14 protein-coding genes and 1 pseudogene are annotated in these 20,168 nt (G+C 39.7%); 2 read left to right on the top strand and 13 right to left on the bottom strand.

What is annotated here, in order from left to right; genetic code table 11:
• Window positions 1-105: 105 nt before the first annotated feature.
• From MTF66_RS33700 to MTF66_RS33690, 3 genes and pseudogenes are all read right to left on the bottom strand, one after another.
• Window positions 106-801, bottom strand: coding sequence for a M48 family metallopeptidase (locus MTF66_RS33700; RefSeq protein WP_248529973.1), 696 nt, complete (start codon window positions 799-801; stop codon window positions 106-108).
• 185 nt (window positions 802-986) lie between these two features.
• Window positions 987-1,382 (bottom strand): annotated as a pseudogene (locus tag MTF66_RS33695) (VOC family protein).
• Window positions 1,372-2,043: an HD domain-containing protein gene (locus MTF66_RS33690; protein WP_010388506.1), complete on the bottom strand. Its 672-nt coding sequence runs from the start codon at window positions 2,041-2,043 to the stop codon at window positions 1,372-1,374. Before MTF66_RS33690 ends, MTF66_RS33695 begins: the two are co-directional and overlap by 11 nt.
• 139 nt (window positions 2,044-2,182) lie before the next feature.
• Here MTF66_RS33690 and MTF66_RS33685 point away from each other — a divergent pair, with 139 nt between their 5' ends.
• Window positions 2,183-3,373: a class I SAM-dependent methyltransferase gene (locus MTF66_RS33685; protein ID WP_024601131.1), complete on the top strand. Its 1,191-nt coding sequence runs from the start codon at window positions 2,183-2,185 to the stop codon at window positions 3,371-3,373.
• A 15-nt stretch (window positions 3,374-3,388) separates the two neighbouring features.
• Here the strand turns inward: MTF66_RS33685 and MTF66_RS33680 are convergent, their stop codons facing one another.
• The 5 genes from MTF66_RS33680 to MTF66_RS33660 form a co-directional block, all read right to left on the bottom strand.
• The gene (locus MTF66_RS33680; RefSeq protein ID WP_010388503.1) at window positions 3,389-3,685 is read right to left on the bottom strand and encodes a PilZ domain-containing protein; all 297 of its coding nucleotides are present in this window, start codon (window positions 3,683-3,685) and stop codon (window positions 3,389-3,391) included.
• Between the two features lie 8 nt (window positions 3,686-3,693).
• Complete coding sequence (locus tag MTF66_RS33675) at window positions 3,694-4,074, bottom strand: two-component system response regulator (RefSeq protein ID WP_008113026.1); 381 nt, start codon at window positions 4,072-4,074, stop codon at window positions 3,694-3,696.
• A gap of 68 nt (window positions 4,075-4,142) precedes the next feature.
• On the bottom strand, window positions 4,143-8,030 hold the full coding sequence (gene hrpA / locus MTF66_RS33670; RefSeq protein WP_248529972.1) for an ATP-dependent RNA helicase HrpA: 3,888 nt from the start codon (window positions 8,028-8,030) through the stop codon (window positions 4,143-4,145).
• Window positions 8,031-8,158: 128 nt separating this feature from the next.
• On the bottom strand, window positions 8,159-9,199 hold the full coding sequence (locus tag MTF66_RS33665; RefSeq protein ID WP_248529971.1) for an isoaspartyl peptidase/L-asparaginase family protein: 1,041 nt from the start codon (window positions 9,197-9,199) through the stop codon (window positions 8,159-8,161).
• Between the two features lie 124 nt (window positions 9,200-9,323).
• Complete coding sequence (locus MTF66_RS33660) at window positions 9,324-10,028, bottom strand: SapC family protein (protein WP_010388497.1); 705 nt, start codon at window positions 10,026-10,028, stop codon at window positions 9,324-9,326.
• Window positions 10,029-10,325: 297 nt separating this feature from the next.
• On the opposite strand from MTF66_RS33660, the gene MTF66_RS33655 reads away from it, so the two are divergent.
• Window positions 10,326-11,036, top strand: a complete 711-nt coding sequence (locus MTF66_RS33655) for a DUF6445 family protein (RefSeq protein WP_248529970.1) — start codon at window positions 10,326-10,328, stop codon at window positions 11,034-11,036.
• A gap of 37 nt (window positions 11,037-11,073) precedes the next feature.
• On the opposite strand, the gene MTF66_RS33650 is transcribed toward MTF66_RS33655, so the two are convergent.
• The 5 genes from MTF66_RS33650 to pgi form a co-directional block, all read right to left on the bottom strand.
• Window positions 11,074-12,609, bottom strand: a complete 1,536-nt coding sequence (locus MTF66_RS33650; RefSeq protein ID WP_138622834.1) for a tryptophan halogenase family protein — start codon at window positions 12,607-12,609, stop codon at window positions 11,074-11,076.
• 76 nt (window positions 12,610-12,685) lie between these two features.
• Window positions 12,686-15,304 carry a TonB-dependent receptor gene (locus MTF66_RS33645; protein WP_248529969.1) on the bottom strand — a complete coding sequence of 873 codons (2,619 nt, stop codon included), beginning with the start codon at window positions 15,302-15,304 and terminating at the stop codon, window positions 12,686-12,688.
• Between the two features lie 573 nt (window positions 15,305-15,877).
• On the bottom strand, window positions 15,878-16,588 hold the full coding sequence (gene pgl, locus MTF66_RS33640) for a 6-phosphogluconolactonase (protein ID WP_248529968.1): 711 nt from the start codon (window positions 16,586-16,588) through the stop codon (window positions 15,878-15,880).
• Between the two features lie 3 nt (window positions 16,589-16,591).
• Window positions 16,592-18,064, bottom strand: coding sequence for a glucose-6-phosphate dehydrogenase (gene zwf / locus MTF66_RS33635; protein WP_008113010.1), 1,473 nt, complete (start codon window positions 18,062-18,064; stop codon window positions 16,592-16,594).
• A 236-nt stretch (window positions 18,065-18,300) separates the two neighbouring features.
• Entirely contained in the window at window positions 18,301-19,947 is a 1,647-nt protein-coding gene (gene pgi, locus MTF66_RS33630; protein WP_075169038.1) for a glucose-6-phosphate isomerase, read from the bottom strand.
• Window positions 19,948-20,168: the final 221 nt, after the last annotated feature.

Here is a 20,168-nt window from a genome sequence, read left to right as displayed (position 1 = left end):
CGAGCGGCCAAAGGGATCAGACTGTAAATCTGACGGCTCAGCCTTCGCTGGTTCGAATCCAGCTCCCTCCACCACTTCTCTTTACTACCTCGTTTTATGTTCTAATTATTCAAAAACCCATTGTAAACTCATGCCATGCTTATTTAACCAAGCAATTGCTTTTTTGTGTTCTGAATAAAATAACCCTACACGATGCCAAAATTGTGCACTGTGATTTAAATACTTTAAATGCGCTAACTCATGCACAATCACGTAGTCAATTATCCATGTAGGTGCGCTTGCCAAGTGCAAGTTGAAGGTCAGTTCACGCCTGCGGTTACAACTGCCCCAGCGACGCTTATACAATTGAATACGAATATTACTCGGTAGCTTTTCACCCATCAGCTGACAATAGTCGTTAACTCGCATTTCAATATAACTTTCTAACTTCTCATGCAAAAACTGCTCTAGCAAACCTTGATACATTTGCGTTCGATACTTCACACGTGAAGAAATACTCAGTAACAGTGTTTGGCTTTCATTGTGCTGCTGCCATTGAGTGCGTGCTGCATTTTCAAATTGCACATTTACAGCTTCATTAAATAGTTTAATGCTATGGGTTTTGAGTGGAAACTGTCGTGTATCGGCTTGAATTTGTTGCTTATGTAACTGAGCATCAATCCAGCCCTGTTTACTCAACAGCCATTCATTAATTTGTGTTTTCGTTACAAAATGAGGCGCATACACCGTAAGTTCTCGTTGTGCGACTTTAATAGCCACAGTTTTACGCCGACGGCTTCTTCTTAACGTATAATCTAACAATCTAAAGTGCCTATAAGTTATTATAAAATAAAACTTTCTCTATTAGCTTAATAAGTTAATTCGTAGGAGAAAAAACCAGTTAGTAGGCATCGTTTTAATATTGCTCGATACTGAATAGGCTAAACGATGGATCATAAATCTACCCTTGGCTATTTTAACTGTTGAAGTTTTAATAAACAAAGCCGCTAGCTCTCGAGTTGCACTTTTATGACATTGTAATCATGAGAAGTGATTTCATGGCTATTACCACTATTGTCTTTAAAATACATTGAAAATGTCACGCCATGATCAGCCAATATGGTTTTCACTTAATGCTGCTTAAGATGCTTAAGCCAAATAACAAATTGCTCCCCTGTAGCAGCAAAAGCGATTCCTTTACTACGCCCATCGCCTTCAAATAAAGCCAATCGTGTAGTGGCGTTTTCATCTTCGAGTGTTAAAGGACCTTTTCCCTCTTCATTCCAAAAGGCTAACTCCTCTACTACGGTAAAACCAAGCACCTTTTCATACCACTCAATAGCTTGGTTGAGGCTTTGAACATTTAAATGACAATGATCAATTCCCGAAAGTTTAGGTGTCATCGCGTTGTTCACCAATTTCAGATTTAAGCTGAGCTAAAAAGTCGTGCATATATGCAGTTCGTCTTTGTGCTTCGGCTTTTGCAGAAGGAGTATTCATACTCTGGGCAATATGCAGTAATTTAATAAAAAAATGATCTAGGGTGTACTTTTTATCGTCTGCTTCTCGGTTTAAACAAAATGGATCATCGGGGTTGTATAATAATCTACTAATAGAGCCGCCTACTTTCATACAACGGCTTACGCCAATAGCACCCAAGGCATCCATTCTGTCAGCATCTTGTACAATCTGTGCTTCAACCGTTTTAATAGCAATATTGGCGCTAAAACTATGTGCGGCAATGGCATGGTGAATATCATCAAATAGCGCGTCATCATAGCCAATAGACGCTAAAAAGTTAATCGCTTTATCCGCGGCCATTGTTGATGCCCTTGCTCTATCTGGATGATTTTTAGCCACTGCGACACAATCATGCAACCAAGCTGCAGGCAATACAATCGCCATATCAGCCTGCTCTGCTATACATAGCTGCACAGCAACACGCACTACCCGTTCAATATGGGTAATATCATGGGCAACATCCGCATGTACTAAGGATGTAATAAAGTCTCTGCATTGCTGATTAAGTTGCTGTAATGAGGGGCTAAGAGCTGAATTGTCCACCGAATTTCCAAAAATCTATTTAAACGAGTTAATAATGGCTACTTTACCGCGATTTATAAGCCCCTTGCAAAACATTCATTGTATGTTGCGCGAGCCTTGACTAAAATACAGCGCTTATTTATTACTACAGAGAAGCCTTATGTCATCTGCCGTTTACCTGCAAGCTGGTCGCGATAAATCATTAAAAAGAAAACACCCTTGGTTATTTTCTAAAGCCATCAAAAAAATTAAAGGTAAACCTGGATTAGGTGACACGGTAACCATACACGACAGTGAGGGTAAATTTTTAGCCACCGCAGCTTACAGTCCTCATTCACAAATACGTGCTCGTGTTTGGAGCTTTGACGAAAAAGAAGTGATTGATCAACATTTCTTTGAGCGTCGTCTTCGCCGTGCTTTAGAAGCTCGCAGCCATGCAATTGAAGAAGGTGGACTTACCGGCTTTAGGTTATGTGCAGCAGAATCAGACTACTTACCCGGTATTACCATAGATAAGTTTGATAATGTAATTGTGTGTCAATTACTAAGCGCAGGCGCAGAACGTCATAAAGGTGAGATTGTTGGTGCTTTAATGGCTATTTTCCCAGGCTCTACTATTTATGAGCGCTCAGATGTAGATGTTCGAACCAAAGAAGGGCTAGAGCCTATTAAGGGCGTACTTTGGGGGAGTGAACCCACTGCACCTGTTATAATTGAAGAAAATGGTTTAAAAATTGAAGTTGATATTCTAGAAGGCCATAAAACTGGTTTTTATTTAGATCAACGAGATAGCCGTGCTGCACTGGAGCGTTTTTCAAAAGACAAAACCGTATTAAATTGCTTTAGTTATACAGGAACGTTTTCTCTTTATGCCCTGCGCGGTGGCTGTAAACATGTAACCAATGTTGATGTTTCACAACCAGCACTTGATACAGCAAAGCGCAATGTTGAGCATAACAACCTTGATTTAAATAAAGTCGACTTTGTAAAACAAGATGTCTTTAAATTATTACGTCAATACCGTGAAGACGGGGTGATGTTTGATACGATCGTTATGGACCCGCCTAAATTTGCCGATAACAAGGCGCAGTTAACTGGGGCGTGTCGCGGTTACAAGGACATCAATATGATTGCGATGCAAATATTAAAGCCCGGCGGCACTTTGCTAACATTCTCATGCTCTGGTTTAATGGAACAAAACTTGTTTCAAAAAGTAGTCGCAGATGCAGCCCTTGATGCAGGTAAGGATTTACTGATCATGGAGCGCTTAAATCAAGCAGCTGACCACCCTATTGCAGGCAGCTATCCTGAAGGTTTTTACCTTAAAGGGCTTATTTGTAAGGTTTACTAAAAACTAATTAAGTAGTTAGTTAAACTCTACAATTTCAAGCCCTGCGGTTATCGTGCCATCCTCTTCGGTGCTGGCACGTATTACCTTAACGGTGGCTTTTAACGGTGCAATGCTCGGATGTGTTGATGCAATATCAACCGATAAAATTGAGTTAAGCTCTAACAAATCATCGAGTTGTAATGAAAGACCCGTTGCACTTAAATCAAGGCAGGTGCCAGTGTAACTGAGCCCAGCAACAGGCTCTATTGAGGTTAACTTCGCTGGCGTGTTAACCTGCATACGTCTATAGTTTCGCTTATCTTCGGTAAACATAATTCCCTCTACACAATATTATTAATTTTTTCTCGTAGTACGGCGATAGAAAAAGGTTTTACAACGTAAGCATCACACCCTGCGTCAAAGCCAGCTTGTTGTTCAAGCTCCGACTCAAGTCCAGATATCATGACCACCGGAATGTTTTTTGTCTCTGGCGTGTGTTTAAGTATGCGACACGTATCATAACCGTCGAGTCCTGGCATACACACATCAAGCAAAATAATATCGGGCGGATTTGCAATCGCAGATGCTAAACAACTTTTACCTGAGTCAGCATAGCTCAAATCAAATGTTGATGCTAACCCTGCTTTGAGTATTTCAAAATTGAAATACTCATCATCAACCACTAACAACTGTCGCGCTTTGTGTTTTAGTAATGAGGACATAGGTATGTCATTTCCTTCTCAAGTTAGTCCCTCTGTTAACTTACTTAGCTTAATAGAGAATAAAGAGATTATTCAATTTCTTTTATCGCATTTAACACACGTTTTGCTGAAATTGGATAAGGCGTACCTAAGGTTTGTGCAAATAAGGATACGCGTAATTCTTGCTGCATCCAAAAAATAGCCTCAACATCAGTAGGCAATGGCATTCCTTTAGGTGTTTTATTTGTCAGTTTTTTATATTCTTGCGCTACTTTTTCAAGCTCTAACACACATAATCTATCACGATTTGGGTCAACAGGTAGTTTTTCTAGGCGTTTTTGAATCGCTTTTAAATAACGAATTAAATCGCCTAGTTTATCTGCCCCATGTTGACTGACAAAGCCTTTAAAAATAAGCGACTCTAGCTGAGACTTAATATCCCCATGAGCGGTGATCATAGTTAAATCTACACGCCCTTTCATTTTTTTATGCAGTGCATGCGCAATACTCAGCACTTGCTCAACCTGTGTAGCAATGGCCACAACGGTATCGCCTAACTCGCCGCGAATATGCTCTTTAACCGTTTCAAATGCCTCACTTGTACGAATGTCACCATATTTAACTAATAGGCTATCAACGCCTGATGCAATGCAGTCATCAATTAAATCGGCAATTTTACCAAAAGGATTAAAGTACAATCCTAATTTAGCTTTGTTTGGTAGGTTTTGCTGCAGGTATTTAATTGGTGATGGCACGTTTAAAAGTACTAAACGACGTAAACCTTGCTGGTGCGCTAATTGCGCTTTTATTTCGTTATCGAATAGCTCTACTGCGGCCGTTGATTTTTTATCCACTAACGCTGGGTAGGCTTTAATTTCGTATTGACCTTGCTTTTTCACATACGATGTTGGTAACTCACCAAAATCCCACTGGATTAAATCGGTTTTTTCTATGCCTTTGTCGGCCACTTTAGATAAGGTGTCTGTCACTTTGCCTTGAAGCTGCGCTTTAAGCTTAGCTAAATCGAGCCCACGGGCAAGAAGTTGGTCGTTTTCATCACGTACTTCAAACTGCAATCTTAAATGAGGAGCAAGGGCTGTTAAATCCCACGCCTCAGGGTCGACTCGCACGCCAGTCATGCGCAATAGCCGATTACTTAGTGAGTCGATTAACGAGCCTTGTAGAGGCTCTATGGCCGCTAACACCGCATCGGCATAATTAGGCGCAGGGACAAAGTTACGGCGAAGTGACTTTGGCAATGACTTAATTAACCCACAAATTAGCTCATGACGAAATGCCGGTATATGCCAATCAAAACCACTTTCTTGAACTTGGTTTAATAGCGCAACCGGTATCTGCACGGCAACACCATCAACTGCTTGGCCTGGATCAAAATGATAAGTAAGCGGCAGCATTAAGTTATCTTGTTGCCATGTATCTGGATAGTCAAATTCGGTAATGCTACTTGCACCATGCTGCATGAGCTCTTCTCGCGTCATGTGCAGGTAGTGTTTGTCTTGCTGTTTTTGTGTTTTATACCACTTAATAAACGCAGCACGATTATTAATATCGTTCGGTATTTTTTTCTCGTAAAACTCAAATAAGGTTTGTTCATCAACTAAAATATCGCGCCTACGAGATTTGTTCTCGAGCACTTGAATATCTTCAATTAATTCGCGGTTATATTGTAAAAATCCTTCATTGAGTCCCAGCTCTTGTTCAACCAGCGCTGTGCGAATAAATAACTCTCGGCTTACTTTAGGGTCAATATTGCTGTACACACAGCGGCGTTTATTAACAATTAATAAGCCATACAGTGTTTGTTGTTCAAAGGCGATGACCGCACCGGGCTTTTTCTCCCAGTGGGGTTCTGTGTAGCTGCGTTTTACTAAATGCTGAGCGAACGGTTCTACCCAGTTCACATCAATTTTGGCATTAATACGAGCATAGAGTTTACTGGTTTCCACCAACTCAGCCGACATCATCCATTTTGGACTCTTTTTAAATAAGCCTGAGCCTGGGAAAATATGAAATTGGCTATTACGCGCACCTTTATATAGCTGCTTTTCGTCTTTAAAACCGATGTGACTGAGCATGCCACTTAAAAGTGCTTTGTGAATAAGCTCACTGTCTGCAACATTTGTGGTGGCTTTCATTTTCATTTCATTGCACACAGTGCTGATTTGATAAACGATATCTTGCCATTCACGAATACGCATATAGGCTAAAAAGTCTTTTTGACATAACTTTCTAAACTGGCTGTTAGTCAGCTCACTTTGCTGCTCTTCTAAATAATTCCACAGGTTTAAAAAGGCAATAAAGTCAGAGTCTGGATCGTCAAAGCGACCATGTTTTTCATTTGCGGCTTGGCGTTTTTCTTGTGGTCGCTCGCGGGGGTCTTGAATTGAAAGCGCGGCAACAATAACTATCACCTCACGCAATGCACCCAGTTTATGTGCAGTTAGCACCATTTTTGCTAAACGCGGGTCAACCGGCAAACGACTTAGCTCTCGCCCAGATTGTGTTAGGCTGGTTTTTTGATGACGCTTAGCCGCTTTTACTGCTTGTAACTCTTCAAGCAATGTTAAACCATCATTAATATTTCGGCTATCTGGAGCTTGCACAAAAGGAAATTGCGCCATATCACCCAGCCCAAGGGCTAACATTTGCAAAATAACTGATGCTAAATTAGTACGTAATATTTCAGGGTCAGTAAATTCAGGACGCGATAAAAAGTCATCTTCTGAATATAAACGAATACAAATACCCGCTTCAACACGTCCACAGCGCCCCATTCGCTGATTAGCACTGGCTTGCGAAATAGGCTCTATAGGTAAACGTTGCACTTTTGTGCGATAACTATAACGACTAATTCGCGCAGTCCCTGGGTCAATAACATAACGAATACCAGGTACTGTTAGCGATGTTTCAGCGACGTTGGTAGAGAGTATAATATGGCGGCGCGAATGCGGCGCAAAAATACGGTTTTGCTCAGCATTCGATAGCCTTGAATACAAAGGTAATACATCTGTGTGTTTTAAATTACGCTTGCTTAGTGCATCGGCGGTATCGCGTATTTCTCGCTCACCATTTAAAAAAATCAGTATATCGCCAGGACCTTCGGCGCAAAGTTCATCTACCGCATCAAAAATCCCCTGAAGTTGGTCGCCTTCGGCTTCCATATCTTCTTTTTGAATATCACTAATTGGGTTATAGCGTACATCAACTGGAAACGTTCTTCCTGATACTTCAATAATAGGTGCATCATCAAAATGCTTAGAAAAGCGCTCAGGATCGATAGTTGCTGAGGTGATAATAACTTTTAAATCGGGGCGTTTTGGGAGTAAATTTTTAAGATAACCTAAAATAAAATCAATGTTTAGGCTACGTTCATGCGCTTCATCAATAATAATGGTGTCGTATTGATTTAAAAACCGGTCTTGTTGTATTTCAGCTAATAAAATACCGTCGGTCATCAGTTTAATGTAACTGTTATTAGATACCTGATCGCTAAAACGAATTTTAAAACCGACTTGCTGACCAAGCTCACATTGCATTTCTTCTGCAATACGGTTGGCAACGCTGCGTGCTGCTAGACGCCTTGGTTGCGTATGGCCAATATAGCCCTCAACGCCTCGGCCTAGCTCTAAACACATCTTAGGTATTTGTGTGGTTTTACCTGAGCCGGTTTCACCTGCAATGATCACCACTTGATTATTAGCAATGGCCTCTTTAACGGTGTCTTTTTTTTGACTGACCGGTAATTGCTCAGGGTAAGTAACTTTAGGTAGCCCAGCTAAACGCTGCTCTCTGAGTGCTTGACTGCGACTAATATCAGTCGCAATTTTTTCAAGCGCACTGGTAAGTTTTGCCTCGTCGGTGATTTTTTTAACGCCGTGAAGACGCTTTTTAAAACTGAATTGATCTTTTTTTAAGCACGTTTTTAGCTCGCCAAACAACTGACCTAGGTTTACCACCTGCATACCTTATAAAAATTAGTCAAAGAGCCCCGATTGTAGCAAATTAAATGGCTGGGGTTAATCCTGTAAAGAATATAACAATCAGCGGATTATTATATAAACCACCAGCCAATGACTAATTGCGTTTATTCGTCGCTAAAAATACCTACATAAGTTGCTTGCGTATTGGACTTACTCGCACGATACATGCCAGTAGTATTAAACGGCAGACTAATATTGCCTTTTGTATCAATAATAATAACACCGCCGGTGCCCCCTATCGGTTTAAGCACCTCGTTTATTACTTCATTACCTGCTTGGTCTATGGTTTTACCTTGGTACTTTACTCGCGCACAAATATCACTTGCCACATTATAACGAATAAAATATTCGCCGTGCCCAGTTGCCGAAACCGCACATGAGGCATTTTCAGCAAAAGTACCTGCGCCAATAACCGGTGCATCGCCAATACGACCAAAACGTTTTGCGGTCATTCCGCCAGTTGACGTGCCCGCTGCTAAATTCCCTTGTTTATCCAGTGCCACCGCTCCGACCGTGCCCACTTTATAATTTACTGGTAACGCTTTATGCGCTGCCTGATAATCTTTACTGGTATTTTTGCTCGCCTCGAGTTTCTTTTTGGCTTTTAATAAAGCCTCATAACGATGCTCAGTATCAAATATATTGTTCTCTACTAGGCTAATGCCTTGCTCTTTGGCAAACTCTTCTGCACCTTGACCACTTAACATCACATGCACTGATTTTTCCATTACTAACCGGGCAAGTTTAATTGGACTTTCGATATGTTTAATACCTGACACAGCGCCTGCTTGACGATTGCGACCATCCATTATAGAGGCATCTAATTCGTGACTACCATCATAGGTATATACCGCACCACGCCCAGCATTAAAATAAGGCGATTGTTCAAGTACTTCAATGGCAGTAGTCACTGCATCAAGGCTTTCTCCGCCTTGTTCAAGTACCTTATATCCGGCCTCAACAGCTTCTGTTAATTTATTGCGATAAGCTTGCTCTTGATCTGCCGTAAATTTACTTTTTTCAATCGTGCCTGCACCGCCATGAATCGCAATGGCAAACGGCGTATTTGTGTTTTCACTCAATGCCTGCGTGCTCAACCCCATTAAACTTGTTGCAATGAGCCCTAATAATAGTGATTTTTTCATTGTGTGTTCTTTTATAAATACAGGATTAAAACCAATGTGAATGGTTATGAAGCGTTTTTCAAGTGAACTGAGTTTAATGGCACAAAAAAAGCGCCCTAAGGCGCTTTTTTAATTTCGTTTAAAGTTACGCTTGTTGCGCTTTTAAACGTGCTAAACGTGCTACTTGGTGTGTAGACGTTAAGAAAGAATAGATTGGTGCTAAATAACCGCGCTTACGAAGCTCAAGGAAGTCTGCATCGCTTAGCTCATTTAGTTTCTTCTCATCTATAAGGTAAATACCGTTGATGTCTTTTTTCTCACCTTTAATATCAACTGTTAGCGTTTGTGCTACCAGTAGTTCTTTATCAGCAAGGAATTTAGTGAACGCATCGGTTACTTGAGAAAACTCAATGAACGATACTAACGCTTCTTTACGACGCTTAAGGTAATCAGTTTCTTCACCGTTTTCGAATAATGCATTACCCTCTTCTTCACCAACTAATGAGCTCGCTTCGTCAATTACGATACCAAATTGATCTTGCTCTGGGTGCTTTACTAAACCTAGTGGGTAACGCGTTGTTGCCATAGGTGCAAATGATGCTGTCCATTTGTCGCCATCAATAAATAAATTTTCACCTGGCTCTAGGCCAAACATTGCAACCGCTTGAAAAGTACCTGTTTCGTTATTTTTAACAAAAGACATTGGGAATTCATTGGCGATACGCGCAAACTCATGTGCAACTACTGGCACTAAGTGTTGAGTTTTCATAAATTCGATGTTGATGCCATTTTTAATTTTAGTGTTGGCATGTTTTTCGTTGTGTAAAGGCTGTACTTGTTGCTCCGCCATGTTACTGCTCCGTTATTTATTAATTTGATTTTTTTCTGTTAGTGGCCTAAGGCTAAAGGTTTTGGTGACAAAAAGGAAGTGAAAATTTTGTGTCATTTTGTACGTTATTAATTAACAAAAACATTATCGCTGATTATTTCAACAAATAACTAGTAAACATTACCAAAGGTGAAATTCGCACGCTTAGATAGCTCAAAAAGCGTTCTTTGACAACGCTGTCTTCGGTGGTATATTGATTTTGTGCCTAAATAAAAAATTCACACTTAGATAATTTCAGCAAAAATAGACACTAAAATAATGAAAAATTTAACTGTAAACCCAAACTTAAAAATTGAAAAACTGATGATCCCTGGCACCAAGCTATCAGCCTTCGTTGTTGATGATTTTCTTTTAGATACCAGTAGTGTAATGAATTTTGCTCACAACATAGCCTACTTTAACCCTATGTTTTCAGACAACTCTTTCTACCCTGGTATTCGCGACAATATGCCGCAACCTTATTTAAGGGTTTTACATGCATTTTTTCAAAATGAAATACTGCCTAAAATAGACAATAAAAATTATCAAGAGTCTATTCTTCATAAAAGTTTACTTTCATTAGTTTCATGCAAACCTGCGAATTTAATTGTTGACCAAAAAGTACCGCATATTGATTCATGTGATGAAAGAGATTACGCATTTGTACATTACTTATCGCCAGAGGAGCTTGGTGGAACAAGTATTTATAAGTATATACCTAAAAACGTTATTGAATTTAAACAAGAACATAAGCCACTACTTACAGATATAGTTAATGAGGTTAAAAAAGCCCCTGATGAACATCAAGGCTATTTATCTGGCAGCACCAGTTTATTTGAGCAGGTCTTTAAAGTTGATGCTAAATTTAACCGCCTTGTTATTTACCAAGGCAACTTATTGCACAGTGCAAATATTTATTCTGAACAAAGCTGCCTAGCCGATGCTAAAAAAGGCCGTCTTTCGATAGCCTCTTTTGCAAGTGTGAGATGAGCTGTTTGAATATACCGCTTACGCATTTCGCAAAATATTAGATTGTCTGCAGGCCATATTGTTTAATTTTATCTAAAAGCGCTCTGTGATTGGGTAGCTTATTAAGTAAGTATTTATCAATCTCAGCTCGTTGTTGTAAACGCACTAGACAATGTTCATGCTCTGCTTTTGAACAAGGCGATGCCTTAGTGTTGTAATTCATTCCATAGAGTACAAATAAAAAGTTCTCTAAGTAAAATACTTCAAACTGGCTGAAAAAGTCATCTCTAACTGGAATGAACTCTTCCCACAAACTAAGCTTTTCTTTTAATGACTCAGAGGTAGTGTCATCATTTTTATTGGCTACCCAAAAAGCTGAATCTGTTCTATCTGAAATACAATAATGTAATTTAATAAAATCAATAGCACGCTCCCATGCATACCCCATAGCGTGATTAAAACGCGTTTCTAACTGTTCAAGCTGCTTTGTTGATGATGGAAAACGTAGGGTTAAAAACTTCGCTGAAAAGTCGGTTAATAAAATGGAGGTTGCCTCTAATGGCTCTAAAAACCCTTGCGCTAAGCCAAGTGCGACACAGTTTTTATGCCAAAACTTTTCACGATAACCTACTCTCATGGGGATTTTTCGATAGCTAAGGTCTTGCTTACTTGCCCCTAGATAACGGTCCAGTTTTTCATGTGCTTGTTCGTCGGTCATGTGGTTATTCGAATAAACAAAACCCACTCCCCGCCTATTTGTAAGCGCAATGTCCCATATCCAGCCAGCTTGATGGGCGGTAGCAAGCGTATAAGGTGGAATATCCTCGTCTTCTTTTGTAGGCACTTGCACAACTAAGGCGCTATTAATAAGTAAAGTGTCAGACACATCAACGAAAGGGACTTTTAAAGCTTTATCTATGAGTAAAGATTCAAAACCCGAACAATCAATATAAAAGTCAAATTCAAGTTCACCTTCGCTGTCAGTCACTAACGCTGCTATTGTGCCATCATTAGCAAGCTTTACTTGAGTTACATTGGTATGTACGTGAGACACCGAAAACTTATCTTTTGCATTACACGAGAGCAGTTGCGCAAATTTCCCTGCATTGAAATGGTACGCATAAGCTAACTCGCCCTCATATTGGGCATTAGTGATACTTTTGGGGGCTAAACCAGCCTCACAAATAGCGTGCTGAGAAGATAAATACTGCGCATGACTTTTTGATTTTTGCTTATCATTTAACCAATGTTGAGTTAAATGTTTAGTATCGTAGGGGTTTGGCACATCAAACAAGTGATGAAAAAAGTTACCTTCCCCATGCTTTTTCTTGTCCATCCAGTTAACAAATTTTATCGACTGCTTAAACGTCGCATCACATTGGCGAATAAATTCATCTTCACGAATACCAAAAGCTTTTAGCGTGTTTCTTATGTCGGGTACTGTGCCTTCGCCTACTCCAATTGGCGGTATATCGGGTGACTCAATTAAAGTCACTGAAACACCTTTGCGCTTCAGCAGCTCTTTGCCAATGTGGTTTGCAGCTAACCAACCAGCTGTTCCACCACCTAAAATTGCCACTTTTTTTATATTCATAAATCACCAATGATGTTTAATCTCGTAAAAAAGCCCAGCAATGCTGGGCCTAGATTACTTTTATTAACTCAGCATATTAGAAACGCATTGTTACACCAAGTTTATAACGTGCTTCACCTTCAAAGCTCCACACTGGGAAGTCATTGAGTAGATCAGGGTTTGGTAATGATGTTGATGCATCATTATTACCAAGCTGAATACTGTCTTCCTCTGTTAAGTTAATACCTTCGAAAGTAACATCTAAGTAGTCAGTTACAGAGTACGTTGCACTGAAATCTAGCTGTCCGTAGGCTTGATGCTCACGGTTACCATACCAACCTGGTGCTTCACGAATAATAAACTCTGAACGCCAGTTATATGCTAAACGTGCAGAAAAATCATCATTTTCATAAAAACCAACTACGTTGTAGCTATTTTTCGATGAATCAGAAAATACACCAACACGGTCCGGGTAGTTATCTGCTGGAGCCTCAGCATCTGAATAGGTATAGTTAAATGAATAACCAAAGCCGTTATCAAACGAATCTTGAATTTGGAACTCAATACCTTCAATTGAACCACCTGTACCATTGGTAGAAGAGCTCACTGTCCAACAGTCATATTGCTGCGCGCCACATGGTGGTTCGCCTGCATCTGGGTTGGTTGTATAAACTGGGATATCAATACCAATTTGTTGATTCGTTTGTTGTTGTGTAGAGATAAACGAACTTACTTCTTTAGTAAAGTAAGTGACGCTTAACATTGCATCGTCATCAAAATACCATTCAACACCGATATCAGCTTGGAATGCTTTAAACGGGCTTAAACCAACGTTACCAGTATTTAAAACTTCATTTAAAGGGCGATTATCTGTATAGCCAGCTAGATTACGCGTTGCAAATAAGTCAGCGTAATTAGGACGAGAAATAACTTGTGCTGCCGAGGTACGTAAAATGACGTTATCAGCTAAGTCCATAACGACGTTTAAGCTTGGTAAGAACTCACTGTAATCTGCTTTATCTGTAGATAAGGTAGAATCGTAAACACCTTCATCGCTTAAGTCATAGTAATCTGAAGAAATATCAGTTGAGATGTAACGCACACCTAAATTACCGCGAATACCACCTGCGTCAAAATCAGCCATCGCATAGATTGCTAAATTTTCTTCTTCAATGGTGCCATAAGCTTGTGGGCGTGCAGTATAACCTTCAGTCATTGCTAATGAATCAGCAATCATTAAATCCATATCAGGTTCAGGTATAACAAAGCCACCGCCCGCAGTCACTGTACCAGGGTAGTATGCAGATGCATTTCGCACAGGCACTAAATCTGGGTTTACAATAGCAGCATTACCATCTTGAACAACTTTATGATCGGCATATCTTAAACCAGTTTTAATAGCAGTAACCACACCAAGATCAAGTGGAATTTCGAAATCTAAGTTTAAGTAGCTTTCTTCATCTGAATCAGGGTTATATTCAGGCGCCCATGTTTGCGGACTGATGGTATCAGGTAAAATGCTCGCATCGTAAGATTGGTTTGCTAAATTAAATTTAGTCACATCACCAGTCATATCCATAGAGCCATTTAGATCACTATTGTTATTAGTAAACATACCATAGTTTGCAGTTGTTACGTCACTGTCAGCACTGGTTTTACCTACGCGACCTTTAAATGTGAATGACTCTGCATCATATTGCCAGTCAAAATCAACCGTATCAGACTTCATGCTTGCTTTACGCGCCCATGTTTGGAAAAAAGCAGTGCCATTTCCGTCAATTGTGCGAGAGACACAATTACCTGAAGCATTAGTTTGCTCACATGAGCCGTCGCCTGGGAAGATAATTATTTGCGAGTTAGCATTATTTGCATCTAGCTCTAAGCTGGTGTAAGTCAGGCCTAATACAAGCGAATCTGATGGCTGATATTGCATGGCAACATTATAAGCTGTACGTTCGCGTGCTTGTTGGAATGTTGTTGGTGCCATACCGCCACTCCAACCACCTGATGATTCAATACCGTTACGTTGGTAATCTACTTCTGATAAAGAACCCGCCGCTAAGATACCAAATGTTTCATTATTATTTTTCCAGCTGTATAAGCCAGAAAGTTCAGGATCTGTCTCTTCAGAAACTGTACCATAATCAGCTTTTACACTTGCAAATAAAGTGTTTGCATCTAAATCTAGAGGTTTACGTGTTTTAACAATAACGGTACCACCAATACCACCTTCAACTAGATTAGCCTGTGACGACTTATAAACTTCTAAGCCGCCGACTAATTCTGAAGGTAATAATGAGTAGTTAAAACTGCGGTCTACGGCTTGTTGGTCAAACCAACTTGTTGACGCAACTGTATGACCATCAAGCAATGTACGTGTAAGTTGTGCTGAAGCACCACGTATCGATACTTGCTGACCCTGTCCAAATTGACGAGATACACTTACACCAGAAATACGACCAAGAGATTCACCTACATCGCCATCAGGAAACTTGCCAACATCTTCCGCTGTTACAACATCAACAACAGCATTAGAAAAACGTTTTCCGTTTAAGTTTTCTTTATTTGAAGCGCGTATACCGCGTACTTCAATGACTTCAACATCATCTTGAACTTTAACTTCATCGGCTGCGAATGCAGCACCAGTAAAGCCAGCTCCCACAACTAAGCCGATATTTACTGCTAATAAGCTTTTTTTAAAATTTTTAGCTAACACAGGATTCCCCTCGAATCATTTTATTGGTTTTTGTTTATCATTTTGCCTAACCGCCATGACAGCGCTGTCATAGTAGTAACAAACCATACATGCTAAATTACATTTTTGCTACATTTTTCCGCGCTTTTTGTATGAATTTTAACTAATATATAATTAAACCATTGATTTTATGGTGATTTATTATTTTATAAAAAAGTAGAGTTCGTCCGATGCTTACTCTTCATACCAAGCATGTAAATAATGGCATTTTTTATACTTAATGTATTTAGAGTAGTCGACTTTGCGGATAGCTGAAGCGATTAACATGCTATATTACTCAATTGTACCTGAAGATTAACTAATTGTTTTAATTTACAAATAAAGCTTTAGTTAATGAGTTTTGGGAGGTGTAATAGGATTTAAAAGGTACTTAGCTTAAGGGAAATATTTAAACTTCAAATGTTTACAGCACTTTGTTATTAATTGATTAATGACAAAAACATGCCGCAATAAAAAAGGCCAGTAGCAAAAGCAACTGACCTTTCATTAAACCATCAATACAACATGGTTTTAAAGCACCTAGTTTAGACTAAATTAAGGTGCCCAATACACTTCAATGTTGATCTCAGGGTGATTTAGAACTGCACGTAACGGCATATCATTAACATCACCACCCGCTAAAGCTTGCTTATACACAGCCAGCTTTTCATCGCCACTAATAAGTAATTTAACTACTTTAGACTGTGAAATTGCATTTAGCGTTAAGCTCATTCGTTCGGTAATACTACCCGTTACATTACTCTCAATTGCGTTAATGGCACACACAAGTTGGTTTGAATCTAAGCCATTTTCCAGCCCTTGAGCATGTGGAAATAACGAAGCAGTATGTCCATCTGGACCCATACCTAAAATAGTGACATCAAACGGGCGTTTTAATGCTTGAAACTGCACCTCACATTCATCAACACCTTGCTCTGCAGTGGCTGCTGCATTTTTCATACTAATAAAATTAGCCGCTGCCCCATGGTTTTGTAGCAAAGTACGCTTAATGAATGCTTCATTACTTTTTTCGTGACTTACCTCAACCCAGCGTTCGTCAACCATAGCAACATCAACATGAGCCCAGTTTAAATCAAGGGTAGATAAATGTTTATAAGCCGGCTCAGGTGAAGACCCCCCTGAAACCATTAATACTGCACGGCCATCAGCCTCAATACCATCACGTAATGCTTGTTCTAATGACTGAGATAATTCCTCAGTTAAAGCGGCTTTATCGTCAAAAAATTTCTCTACTATCGTTGCCATTATTTATGCCTTATCACCGGTGTTAAACCAAACATGATTATTCTCTGCTAATAATTCATCGGCGTCTTCAGGCCCCCAACTACCCGCTCGGTACAATGAAGGTTTACCCTTTTCTTGCCAACGTTCAATTATTGGATCAATCCACTTCCACGCTTGACGAACTTCGTCGCGGTGAATGAATAATGAAGGATTATTAGCCGCTGCATCAAGCATTAAACGCTTGTAAGCATCTGAATGGAAACCATTACTATACGCTTGTGACAATTCAATATTCATCGTTACAGGTTCAAGTTGCATATCTAAGTTATCAAGACGCTTTGACATCAGCGTTAATTGAATACTCTCTTGAGGCTGTAAACGAATAACCAAACGATTTGGTTCAATATTGCCTACGCTGTCTTCATACACGTTATGCGATACTTTTTTATATTCAACCACAATTTCAGCGCAGCGCTTCGCCATTCGTTTACCGGTGCGCAGATAAAAAGGCACGCCTGCCCAGCGCCAGTTATCAATATGCGCACGAATAGCCACGAAAGTTTCGGTTTTACTCGCTCCCTCGTTTAGCTCTTCAAGGTAACCTGGAACTATTTTACCGTTTAAATCACCGGGTACGTACTGACCACGAATAATATGATTATCTACATCCGTACCTTCAAGTGGACGTAAAGCTTCTAATACTTTTAATTTTTCGTTACGGATGCTGTTAGCATTTAACTTATGTGGTGACTCCATAGCCACTAGACAAAGTAGTTGTAACAAGTGGTTTTGCACCATGTCACGTAAAGCACCGGCTTTGTCATAAAAACCTGCACGGCTTTCAAGTCCTACTGTTTCTGACAAGCTAATTTGAATATTATCAATCGATTTAGCATCCCACATGTTCTCAAATAATGAATTTGAAAAACGCAGTGCCATTAAGTTTTGCACCGTTTCTTTACCTAAATAGTGGTCAATACGGAAAATTTGTTCTTCGTTAAAGTACTGTGCAATTTTCGCATTAATTACTTCTGCTGACTCACCGCAGTAACCAATTGGTTTTTCTACTACAACACGCGAGTTCGCAGTAATTAGTTTTTTCGTTGATAATATTTCACAACAGGTGCCATAAACAGCAGGTGGGAGAGATAAGTAAAATACTCGTGATTTATCGTTGTCATCTTCATCTAGAATTTTTTTCAGTACATCCCAGTTATCATCCGCTTCGGTGACATTGCTCACTACGGGTACTAAAAAGTCTGAGAACGATTTCCAATCTTTTGCGTTATATTCGCCTTCGCTTAAAAATTCTTGTAACGCTTTGTGTGCAGTATCGATGTATTCATCGCATTTACTTTGTTCGCGCACGGTAGGCAAAATACGTGAGCCTTGCGGTAAGTTACCTTCTTGATATGCTCGATACATTGCAGGAAGTAATTTGCGTAACGCAAGATCACCACCGCCCCCAAAAATTATAATATCAAAAGGATTAAGCATAGTTACTCTCTACGTTTATGCTACCTGCCACTACCGTATTGGTAATCAGTTATAGCGGTTTATTATCTGGATAATGTAGGCCTCAGCACAAAGCCTACTAATTGTTGTTCGTTATATGCGCCATAAAAAATGGGTCTAGGGACACTGTAATTCCTCTCACAAAAATACAGGCCCTAGGACTCCAGCGCTACCCGTTCAAAGGTATTTGGTTACTTATTGTGTAATAAGTGAATATGTTACTGCGTACGGTATTGTTTGTAGTACGCCATTAAGCCTTGTGTTGAGCTGTCGTGCTCATTAACCACGTTATCATCGGTTAATTCAGCTTCAATTTTAGATGCTAAGCCTTTACCAAGTTCTACGCCCCACTGATCAAATGAGCATATTTGTAAAATAATACCGTGACAAAAAATCTTGTGCTCATACAGTGCAATTAATCGACCGACCGCTTTTGCATCAATCGTGTCTAATAATATAGACGTTGTTGGGCGGTTTCCTTGGTGAATTTTATGCTTTAGCAGCATTTCAATTTGTGCAGGCGTTTTGCCTTTGGCTGTTAAATCAGCCGTTATCTGCTGTGCATCGACCCCGTTCATTAGTGCTTCGGTTTGTGCAAAAAAGTTCGATAATAAAATATCGTGATGCTTATCTACGTTAACCTGAGGCTTTACAGAGCCAATAAAGTCCGCAGGGACAATTACATTGCCTTGGTGCAAACATTGATAAAACGCATGCTGACCGTTTATCCCTGTCATACCCCAAATGATTGGCACGGTAGTGTATGGCACTGTCTGTCCATCAAAGGTTACATGTTTACCATTACTTTCCATTTCACCTTGTTGCAAATATGCTGGCAACATATGCAGGGCTTGGTCGTATGGCAAAATAGCTTGCGAATCAAACCCTAAAAAGCTGGTATTCCAAACACTGAGTAGCGCCATAATTAAAGGAATATTCTGTTCTAGAGGCGCCGATTTAAAGTGCTCATCAACTTCAAACGCTCCCTCTAAAATGGCCTCAAATGCTTCAAACCCAGCATAAAGTGCAATAGGTAAACCAATGGCACTCCAAAGTGAAAAACGACCGCCAACCCAATCCCACATTGTAAATACGTTTTCGTCACTAATACCAAATGCAGCAGTTTTTTCTAAATTAGTGCTTACTGCAACAAAATGCTTTGCTATAGCGCTGTCATCTTTTGCACTGTCTAAAAACCAGTCAACCGCTGTTTTTGAGTTAGTCATGGTTTCTGAGGTAGTAAATGTCTTTGACGAAATTACAAATAACGTGGTTTCAGGATCTACTTTATCTAATACTGACGCAATTTGTACGCCATCTGCGTTTGAAACATAGTGAACGTTTAATGGCTTATCAACCACTGCTTTAAGTGCTTCAGTTGCCGTTTGCGGGCCTAGGTTTGAACCACCAACACCAATGCTAACCACATCTTTTACCGCTTTTCCGGTGTAACCTAGCCATTGACCACTTCGCACTTTTTCAACAAAGGTCTTAATTTTGGCAAGTTCGCTATCGACCGCTTCTGTAATATTTTCGCCGTCAACAATAAGCGGTGTATGAGCGCGATTTCTAAGCGCAGTATGTAAAACCGCACGGTCTTCGGTGATATTAATTTTTTCACCGGTAAACATTTTCTCACGCCATGCTTCAATATCGCATTCTTTCGCTAATGAAATTAATTGACCAAATACGTTTTCATCTATGCGTTGTTTTGAGTAATCAAATAACACACCTGGAATTTGAGTAGAGAATTGAGAAAAACGAGAATCGTCTTGTGCAAATAAAGTTTTCAGATGTGTTTGTGTCATCTTTTGTGCACTATTTTCTAGTGCTTGCCAACTTACTAACTCAGAACGGCTCGCCATGTAAACATCCCCTAATTAATTAATCTATTGATTTTAAGCATTTTATTTTATTTTTTACGACACTGAACAAGCGATTTTTGTAAAAAGCAAAGCCCAACATTATAGCTTAAATGGTCTAAATTGCGTTATTTTTATAAGCTTTGATGCAGATAATAGCGCAATTTTTTGCTTTTGACACCGGTATCATAAAATTAAAAATTGAATTTAACAACTGTTCACCC

The organism is Pseudoalteromonas sp. 2CM39R (assembly GCF_023161845.1).
This window is presented reverse-complemented; position numbering and strand designations above follow the sequence as displayed.